The 8,700-nt window shown below is 70.8% G+C and carries 9 protein-coding genes; 2 read left to right on the top strand and 7 right to left on the bottom strand.

The window, feature by feature from the left end:
• On the bottom strand, positions 1-724 hold a 724-nt coding region (locus ACIQ3R_RS11560; protein WP_397418611.1), incomplete at its 3' end, for a citrate/2-methylcitrate synthase.
• An 82-nt stretch (positions 725-806) separates the two neighbouring features.
• On the opposite strand from ACIQ3R_RS11560, the gene ACIQ3R_RS11555 reads away from it, so the two are divergent.
• On the top strand, positions 807-1,976 hold the full coding sequence (locus ACIQ3R_RS11555) for a citrate synthase (protein WP_397418609.1): 1,170 nt from the start codon (positions 807-809) through the stop codon (positions 1,974-1,976).
• Here the strand turns inward: ACIQ3R_RS11555 and trpS are convergent, their stop codons facing one another.
• The 6 genes from trpS to tsaD all read right to left on the bottom strand — a co-directional run bounded on the left by trpS (position 1,977) and on the right by tsaD (position 7,535).
• Positions 1,977-3,011: a tryptophan--tRNA ligase gene (trpS, locus tag ACIQ3R_RS11550; RefSeq protein WP_397418607.1), complete on the bottom strand. Its 1,035-nt coding sequence runs from the start codon at positions 3,009-3,011 to the stop codon at positions 1,977-1,979.
• Between the two features lie 128 nt (positions 3,012-3,139).
• Entirely contained in the window at positions 3,140-4,765 is a 1,626-nt protein-coding gene (gene murJ, locus ACIQ3R_RS11545) for a murein biosynthesis integral membrane protein MurJ (protein ID WP_397418605.1), read from the bottom strand.
• Positions 4,766-4,808: 43 nt separating this feature from the next.
• Positions 4,809-5,174 (bottom strand): Rieske (2Fe-2S) protein, encoded by a 366-nt coding sequence (locus ACIQ3R_RS11540; protein ID WP_397418603.1) that lies wholly within the window; start codon positions 5,172-5,174, stop codon positions 4,809-4,811.
• Positions 5,161-5,445 carry a YciI family protein gene (locus ACIQ3R_RS11535; RefSeq protein WP_397418601.1) on the bottom strand — a complete coding sequence of 95 codons (285 nt, stop codon included), beginning with the start codon at positions 5,443-5,445 and terminating at the stop codon, positions 5,161-5,163. The genes ACIQ3R_RS11540 and ACIQ3R_RS11535 overlap by 14 nt, the downstream gene beginning before the upstream one ends.
• The gene (locus tag ACIQ3R_RS11530; protein WP_397418599.1) at positions 5,446-6,447 is read right to left on the bottom strand and encodes an NAD(P)H-dependent glycerol-3-phosphate dehydrogenase; all 1,002 of its coding nucleotides are present in this window, start codon (positions 6,445-6,447) and stop codon (positions 5,446-5,448) included. It abuts the gene before it with no gap.
• A complete protein-coding gene (tsaD, locus tag ACIQ3R_RS11525; RefSeq protein WP_397418597.1) occupies positions 6,444-7,535 on the bottom strand; it encodes a tRNA (adenosine(37)-N6)-threonylcarbamoyltransferase complex transferase subunit TsaD in 1,092 nt (363 codons plus the stop codon). Before tsaD ends, ACIQ3R_RS11530 begins: the two co-directional genes overlap by 4 nt.
• Before the next feature lie 68 nt (positions 7,536-7,603).
• Here tsaD and hemC point away from each other — a divergent pair, with 68 nt between their 5' ends.
• Complete coding sequence (gene hemC / locus ACIQ3R_RS11520; RefSeq protein WP_397418595.1) at positions 7,604-8,566, top strand: hydroxymethylbilane synthase; 963 nt, start codon at positions 7,604-7,606, stop codon at positions 8,564-8,566.
• Positions 8,567-8,700 lie beyond the last annotated feature (134 nt).

Raw genomic sequence — 8,700 nt, 5'->3', positions numbered from 1 at the left:
GCCGGTCGCCGCGATCCAGCGCCGTTTCGATCCAGGCGCGGGCGTTATCCGGCGCGCCGATCTCGTCCAGCATCTCGATGATCGGCCCGGGCGCGCCGCCATGCAGCGGCCCTTTCAACGCGCTGATCCCGGCCAGCACAGCCGAGCCCAGGCCAGCCCGGGTTGAGGCTACGACGCGCGCGGCGAAGGTCGAGGCGTTGAGCCCATGGTCGGCGACCGTGACCAGATAGGTGTCCAGGGCATCAGCCTCGGCGGCGCTGGCCGCCGCGCCGCGCAGCATGCGCAGGATATCTGCGGCATGGCGCAGGGCCGGATCCGGGGCCACCGGGGCCTCGCCCGCCTGGGCGCGGACCACCGCGGCGGTGAACACCGCCGGCGCGGCCAGGAGGCGGAACGCGACCGCCGTGTCGTCGCCGTCGGCCAGGCGGGCGGTGAGCGCCCGCATGGCCTCGACCGGCGTGAGATCGAGGAGGCCGCTGTCCATCGCCTGGACCTCGGCGAAGACCTCGAGGCGAGCCCGGCCCAGGGCGCCGGCCACGTCGCCTGGCAGGTCCGGGTAGAAGCCACCGAACAGCAACGCCACCACGTCCTCGAATGTGGCGTGTCCCGCCAGTTCATCAAGCGAGCGCCCGCGCACGATCAGGCGGCCGGCCGCGCCGTCCACCTCGCTGAGGACGGTTTCAGCCGCCACCACGCCTTCCAGACCATCGAATGCGGTTGTCATCTCTCATCTCCATCCTTGTTTGATGGCTGATTAAAGATGCTTGAGTGTTGATCGCGTCAATCTTGATCAATATGATCAATATATGAAGCTCGCAGACTGGATCCCCGCTGACGACGCCTGCGCGCGCCTGGGTGTGCGAAGCCAGACGCTCTACGCCTATGTGAGTCGTGGGCGGGTGAGCGTGCGTCCGGACCCAAACGATCCGCGTCGCAGCCTCTATCGCGCGGAAGACGTCGCCGCGCTGACCGCACGCAAATCCCGCAGCCGCAAGCTCTCGGAGGTGGCGGTCGGCGCGATGAGCTGGGGCGAGCCGGTCCTGGCCTCGGAGATCACGACGGTCTCGGGCGGGCGGCTTTACTACCGGGGCCGTGACGCGATCCGGCTGGCTGAAGATCAGACCCTGGAAGCGGTGGCGCGACTGTTGCGCGGCGGGCATGGCGCGGCGCTCAAGCGCACCGACCGTCCCAAGCCGCCGGAAGGACCCAGCATACGGGCTCGCGCCTATGCCGCGCTGGCGGGCCGCGCCGCCGTCGATCCACCAGCCCGGGGCCGCGCGCCACTGGCGCTGGCGGTTGAGGCCGCCACCCTGCTGGATGTGCTGACCGACGCGGTGGCGGGTTCGGTCGGCGGCGGGGCCATACACAACCGGCTGGCCTTCGCGTGGGGTCAGGGACCGGGCGGGCCGGGCGCGGACCTGATCCGGCGGATGCTGGTGCTGGTGGCGGATCATGAGTTGAACGCCTCGGCCTTCGCGGCTCGGGTAGCCGCCTCGACGGGCGCATCGCTGGCGGCCTCGGCGCTCGCGGGATTGGCGACCTTGTCGGGCCCGCGTCACGGCGGGGCGGTGGAGGCGGTGCGCGACTTCGCCAACGAGGCCTCAGAACGGGGCGCGCGAGAGGCCATCACGGCGCGGCTGGCGCACGATCGCGCCCTTCCGGGCTTTGGCCACCAACTCTATCCGGACGGCGATCCCCGCGCGGCGGCGTTGCTGGAACGGTTCGAGCCGACCGCCAGCTATGCGCGGCTGCTGGAGGCCGTGGCCGGCGAGACGGGGCTCAAGCCCACGATCGACTTCGCCCTGCTCGCCGCCTGCAAACGTCTGAAGCTGGGCCGTGAGGCGCCGTTCGCGCTCTTCGCCGTCGCGCGCTGCGCCGGCTGGATCGCCCACGCCATCGAGCAGGGACAGGCCGACACCCTGATCCGCCCCCGCGCCCGCTATACGGGCCCCGCGCTGGAGGACGCCGGCGGCTGATCAGCCGGCCCAGAACCCCACGCGGCGCTTGACCTCGGCGAGGGTGGGCGCGGCCAGGGCGCGGGCGCGCGCGGCGCCGTCGGCCAGGATGCAGTCGATCTGCGCCGGGTCGGCCAGCAGCCGCCGCATCTCCGCCCCGATCGGCCCCATCACCGACACCGCCAGATCGGCGAGACGGGGCTTGAAGGCGCCGAAGCCCTGGCCGGCGAACTCGGTCAGCACCTCGGCCTCGGTACGGCCGGCCAATGCGGCGTAGATCGTCACCAGGTTCTTCGCCTCGGGCCGGCTCGCCAACTCCTCAAGGGTTTCGGGGAGCGGCTCTGGATCGGTGCGGGCCTTGCGGACCTTTGCGGCGATGGCGTCGGCGTCGTCCGTCAGGTTGATGCGCGACTGGTCCGAGGGGTCGGACTTGCTCATCTTCGCCGAGCCGTCGCGCAGGCTCATCACCCGCGCGCCCGGGCCCTGGGTGAGGGCCTCTGGCAGGGGGAAGAAACCCGGCGCGTCGAAGTCGTTGTTGAACTTCTGGGCGATGTCGCGGGTCAGTTCGAGATGCTGCCGCTGGTCCTCGCCCACCGGCACCTTGGTGGCCTTGTAGATCAGGATGTCGGCCGCCTGCAGCACGGGATAGGTGTAGAGCCCGACGCTCGATCGCTCCTTGTGCTTGCCGGCCTTGTCCTTGAACTGGGTCATGCGGTCGAGCCAGCCGAGGCGGGCCACGCAGTTGAACACCCAGGCGAGCTCGGCGTGCTCGGGGACAGCCGACTGGGCGAAGATGGTCGCCACATTGGGATCGAGGCCGGTCGCCAGATAGGCGGCGGCGATCTCGCGCACTTGATTCTTCAACTTCGAAGGATCCTGCCATTCCGTGATGGCGTGCAGGTCGGCGACGAAGATCAAGGTCTCGATCTCGTGCTGCAGGCGCGCGAACTTCACCAGGGCGCCGAGATAGTTGCCGAGATGCAGATCGCCGGTGGGTTGGACGCCCGACAACACGCGTTCGGGGCCCGCGAAGGGGGCTGGGGTCTGGTCAGTCATGATGCAAGGCTTCTGAAGGTAACGGACAGGTGGGTGCAAGCCCGGATGGAGCGGGTTAGCGGATCAGCGCCATCGCCAGTCGAGGAGTCCAGTCAGAGCCATCACCGCCCATTACTCACTCCTGGCGCTCAGGGCAATTCCATCGGCGGCGGATCGCCCCGCCGCCGGCGAAGCATGCCCTTGGCCTCGGCTATGGTCACGCCGCCCGAGGCGAACAGCAACAGCGGGTAAAGACCCATGCCCGCCGTGCAGACCAGCACGATCGAGAGTTCCTTGACGCCAACCCGCATGACGCCGCCGATTATGGCCTCCAGTTCGGGCCTGAAGAGGTTCGCGGCGAACAGGAAGGCGCCCAGCGCCACGCTGGCGATGGTGACCCGCACGAGCCGGCCGACGACGGCGGCGGTCGGCCGCCAGACGCCGCTGCGGGTGAGTGACATCCACATCTGGATCACGCTGATCCAGGCAGCGATGCTGGTGGCGATGGCCACGCCCTTGAAGCCGATCAGGTGGAACAGCGCCACGCCGAGCGCGATGTTCACACCCACAGAGATCAGCGAGAACCGCATCGGCGTCCTGGTGTCCTGCCGTGCGAAGAACGCGGGCTGCAGGATGCGCAGCAACACGAAGGCCGGCACGCCCCAGCCGTAGTGGAACAGCAACGCCCCGGTGGCCCGGGCGTCCAGGCCGGTGAAGGCGCCGCGCGTGAAGAGGCCATCGATCAGGAAGACCGGAAGCGCCATCAGCGCCGCCGCCGCCGGGAGCGACAGGGCCAGCGCGAAGACCACCCCCTGGTCCATCGCCCCTTGCGCCTCGGCGTGATCCTCCCGCTGCAGGGCCTGGGACAGCCGGGGCAGCAGCGCAATCCCGATCGCCACGCCGACCAGGCTCATGGGCAGCTGGTAGAGTCGGTCGGCGACGCTCATCCACACCCGCATGCCGGCGACCTGCGAGGCCAGGATGCCGGAGATGAAGATGTTGATCTGGGTGGCGCTGTTGGCGATCGCGGCCGGCACGGCGAGACGGATCAGATCCTTCATCTCCGAGGTGAGGCGAGGCCGCACGAGCCGTATTCGCGCGCCGGAAGCGCGGGCACCCCACCAGCAGATGCCGGCCTGGCCGATACCGGCGATCACCACGCCAGCACTGGCCCACCAGGCGGCCTGCACCGGGTCGGACTGGGGCAACACCATCGCCAGCATCACCAGGTTTAGGATCGTCGGATATCCGGCCGAGACGATGAACCGGCCGCGCGCGTTGAGCACCCCGGAGAACAGCGCCGCGATCGCCATGCAAGGCAGGTAGGGCATGGTCAGCTGGGTCAGCATCCAGGCCAGCCGGAACTTCTCCGGGTCATCGGCGTAGCCCGGATTGATCAGGTACATCAGCCACGGCATGGCAAGCTGAGCGACCAGCATCACGGCAACCGTGGCGGCCGCCACGCTGGCCAAGGCGTCGGCGGCGAACCGGTCGGCGTCCTGCTCCCCCTCGCCCGCCAGCCGCCGGGAGTAAAGCGGCACGAAGGCGGCGGCGAACGCACCCTCGGCGAAGATGCGGCGGAACAGGTTCGGGAAGGCCAGCGCCGTATAGTAGGCGTCGGCCGCGATGGTCTGGCTGGCCCCCAATCTTGCGGTGACCACGAGGTCGCGCACCAGCCCCATCAGGCGGCTGACCAGCGTCAGGCCCGCGAAGATCGCCGACGAACGGATCAGGCCGCCTGTGCGGGCGGGAGGTTTGGGTTCAGCCGAGCTCACGAGGGTCTAGGTCATCCGCATCGGGGACCGCGTCAACCGGCGGCTAGGCCGTGACAATGCTGTCGCCCTCGACCCGAACCGCCCAAGCCGCAAGGCGATCGCCCTGGCAGGGCCCTGCAACGCAAAGTCCGGAACGGTCGAACAAGGCCCCGTGGCCGGCGCAGAGGATGTGGCGGTGGTCGCGCGTGAGGTAACGGTCCTCGATCGGCGCCAGGGGCCAGCCGGCGTGGGGGCAGGAGTCGACGAAGCCCGCGACCTGATCGCCGTCACGCACCACGAAGCCCGCGAACAGACGGTCGCCGTCCCGGAAGCGGAAACTCCGGGCGCCGGGATCGGCGATCTCGGTCAGCGCGCACAGGCGCAGTCCTGCGGCTGGTCGAGCCGGATTTCCAGGCTCAGAGCGTACCAAGCGTCGCTCGCAAGACCTTGATATCCACACGCTCCCACAGGCCCGCCAGCGTGTAGGGATCCGCGGCGTTGAAGGCTTCCGCCTCGGCGCGGCTTTCGGCCTCCATGATGACCAGCGAGCCGGCCATGTCGCCGTTGTCGTCCAGCATCGGTCCACCGAGGCGCAGCTTGTCGCCGAACCCCCGGACATAGGCGAGATGAGCCTCGCGGGCCCCCATGCGCACGCTGAGCGCGCCGGGCTTATCAACGCAGAAGAGGACATAGAGCGTCATTCAGGTTTCCTCGCGGATGGGTCGGGACAATAGGCCCCGGATGGCGTTGTCGATCTGGACCTCGCCGGCCAGGATGGCGGCGACAGCCTCGCAGATCGGGGTCTCGACGCCCAGGCGTCGGGCGAGATCGCGCACAGCCGGCGCCGAGGCGACGCCCTCGGCCACCGAGAGCTTTCCGGCCAGCGCCTCGGAGAGGCTGGCGCCGCGGCCGAGCGCCAGACCGACGCTCATGTTGCGCGACTGAGGGCTGGAGCAGGTGAGCACCAGGTCGCCCAGGCCGCAGAGCCCGGCCACGGTCTCCGCCTCACCGCCCAGCGCGACGGCCAGGCGCGTAAGTTCAGAGAAGCCTCTGGTGATCAGGGCGGCGTGGGCCGAGCGACCGAGGCCGCGACCTTCGACGACGCCGCAGGCGATGGCCAGGACGTTCTTGACCGCCCCGCCGGCCTCGGCCCCGATCATGTCGCCCGCGAAGTAGGGGCGGAAGTTCGGGGTCGCCAGGGCCTCGGCCAGGGCTTCGGCGAGCGCCAGATCGCTGGCCGCAAGAGTCACCGCCGTGGGCAGGCCGCGCGCCACCTCGCCCGCGAAGCTGGGCCCCGACAGCACGGCCGGGCGCTGGGCCGGCAGGGTCTCGGCCAACACGTCGGTCATCAGCTTGAGTGAGCCCTGTTCGACGCCCTTGGAGCAGAGAATCACCGGGCGCGAGGCGTTGAGGTGCGGCGCGAGGGCCGCCAGCGTGCTGCGCATGTGCTGGGCGGGGGGGACGGCCAGAATCAGGTCGCAGGCGGCCAGACCGGCCATGTCGGTCGTCGCCCGCACCGCCGGGTCGAGCGCCACGCCGGGCAGAAAGATCGTGTTCTCGCGGGCTTCGGTAATGGCTGCGGCGACCTCGGCCTCTCGGGCCCAGAGGGTGACGGCGAGGCCCGCTCGGGCGCAGACCTGGGCCAGCGCCGTGCCCCAGGCTCCGGCGCCGACCACGCCCGCATGCCGGTAGGCGCCGCTCATGCCTTGGCCCCCTTGCGGCCGGCCTTGTGGGTGGGCTGGGCCGCCGCTGCGAAAGCGTCCAGCGGCCAGCGCGGGCGGGCCGGCGCGTCAAGCGGATCGGAGAGCCCGGCGGCCAGTCGTTCGGCGCCGGCGAGGGCGATCATGGCGGCGTTGTCGGTGCAGTAGGCGAGCGGCGGGGCGAAGAAGCCGTAGCCGTGGGCGTCGGCCGTCGCTTCCAGCCGCGCGCGGACGTGTCGGTTGGCCGCCACGCCGCCGGCCACCACGAAACGCAGGCCCTGGGCGCCGGCGTCTCGGGCATGCAGGCCCATGGCCCGGGCGGTGCGTTCGCAGAGCTGGTCGGCGATGGCCGCCTGCACCGCGGCGGCGAGGTTCCGGCGCTCGCCCTCGCTGGTCAGGCCTTCGGCCACCCGCGCGGCGGCGGTCTTGAGGCCTGAGAACGAGAAGTCGCAATCCTTGCGGCCCAGCAGCATGCGCGGCAGCGGGAAGGCGCCGGCCTCGCCGTTGACCGCCAGGGCCTCGAGCGCCGGACCGCCGGGATAGGGCAGGCCGAGGGATTTGGCGATCTTGTCGAAGGCCTCGCCGGCCGCATCGTCGATGGTGGAGCCAAGTCGCCGACATCGGCCCACGCCCTCCACGGTCAGGAGCTGACAATGGCCGCCGGAGACCAGCAGCAAGAGGAACGGATAGGCGATATCGGCCGCCAACCGGGCCGACACCGCGTGCCCCTCCAGGTGGTTGACCGCCACCAGCGGCAGGCCGCGCGCCAGCGCCACCGCCTTGCCGAACGAGAGGCCGACCATCACCCCGCCCACCAGGCCCGGCCCGGCGGTGGCCGCGACGCCGGTGAGGTCGCCGTAGCCGAGACCGGCCTCCGACAGGGCGGCTGCGGCGATCGCGTCAATGGACTCCACGTGCGCGCGCGCCGCGATTTCGGGCACGACGCCGCCGAACGGCGCGTGGCGAGCGACCTGGCTGCCGACGATGGAGCTCAACACCGAAACGGCGTCGCCTTCCGCCAGGCGCACGACGGCGGCCGCGGTCTCATCGCAACTTGTCTCAAGGCCGAGTACAGTGTGGACGGCGGGCATCCGGTTGCCGGGACCGGCCCGCTCCTGTAGCAGGCCTTCGCTTTCCCCGCCGAGGTAGACCGCCCACCGTGCCCACGCAACCGCCTGTCCGGATCGGCGCCCGAGGCTCCAAGCTCAGCCTTGCCCAGGCGGGCCACATGCAGCGCGAGATTGCGCGCGCCCTGGGCGGGGATCCGACCGACGCCGTCGAGGTCGAGCGGCTGGCGCCGCTGATGGTGATCACCACCACGGGCGACCGGGTTCAGGACCGTCGGCTGCTGGAGATCGGCGGCAAGGGCCTGTTCACTCAGGAGATTGAAGAAGCCCTGCTCGACGGGCGGATCGACTGCGCGATTCATTCCATGAAGGACATGCCGTCGGAGTTGCCGCCAGGCCTCTGCATCGCCGCGATTCCGCCGCGCGAGGATCCGCGCGACGCGTTCCTGAGCCCGAAGGCGACGCGGCTTGAGGACTTGCCCCAAGGTGCGAGGCTGGGCACCGCCAGTCTTCGGCGGCAGGCGCAATCCCTGTACCGGCGGCCGGATCTCGATGTTCAGTTGCTGCGCGGCAATGTGGATACGCGCCTCGCCAAACTTGAGGCGGGCGAGGCGGATGCGATCCTGTTGGCCTATGCCGGGCTGAAGCGTCTGGGTCTGGGGCATCTGCCCCAGGGGCTGATCGATCCGCATGAGGCGCCGCCGGCGCCGGGACAGGGCGCCTTGGCCATCGAGACCCGCGAGGCCGATCGCGATGCGCCGTGGGTGCAGGCCCTGATCTGTGGCGCTACGACCGTCTGCGTCGCCGCCGAGCGCGGCGCGCTCATGGCGCTGGAAGGCTCGTGCCGGACGCCGATCGGGGCGCATGCCTGGCTGGAGGCCGGCGAACTTCGACTGATCGTCGAGGCCCTGTCGCCGGACGGGACCCGCCGTTTCCGCCATGAGGCCGCGAGCGAGATCTCAAGCCTCTCCGATTCGTCCGCCGCCGCGCGCGACCTGGGGCTGGCGCTGGGCGCCGCGCTTAAGGCCGAGGCCGGCGACGCGATCGTGCTTTAGGGGGGCCCGACATGGCCAACCGCCGCCGCCGTGTCTGGATCACCCGGGCCCAGCCGGGGGCGGAGGCGACGGCGGCGCGGGTGCGGGCCCTTGGCCACGACGCCTGGGTCGAACCGCTGCTCGACATCCGGCCG

The sequence above is a fragment of the Phenylobacterium sp. genome (genome assembly GCF_044371015.1).
Lineage (GTDB): Bacteria > Pseudomonadota > Alphaproteobacteria > Caulobacterales > Caulobacteraceae > Phenylobacterium.
Note: the sequence above shows the minus strand (reverse complement) of the source record. Positions and strands in the feature narration are given on the sequence as shown.

Excerpts from the sequence above, each read along its gene's own strand:
- ACIQ3R_RS11555 (WP_397418609.1), top strand. The coding sequence starts at position 807 with ATGAAGCTCGCAGACTGGATCCCCGCTGACGACGCCTGCGCGCGCCTG.
- trpS (WP_397418607.1), bottom strand. The coding sequence starts at position 3,011 with ATGACTGACCAGACCCCAGCCCCCTTCGCGGGCCCCGAACGCGTGTTG.
- ACIQ3R_RS11535 (WP_397418601.1), bottom strand. The coding sequence starts at position 5,445 with ATGACGCTCTATGTCCTCTTCTGCGTTGATAAGCCCGGCGCGCTCAGC.
- ACIQ3R_RS11530 (WP_397418599.1), bottom strand. The coding sequence starts at position 6,447 with ATGAGCGGCGCCTACCGGCATGCGGGCGTGGTCGGCGCCGGAGCCTGG.
- tsaD (WP_397418597.1), bottom strand. The coding sequence starts at position 7,535 with ATGCCCGCCGTCCACACTGTACTCGGCCTTGAGACAAGTTGCGATGAG.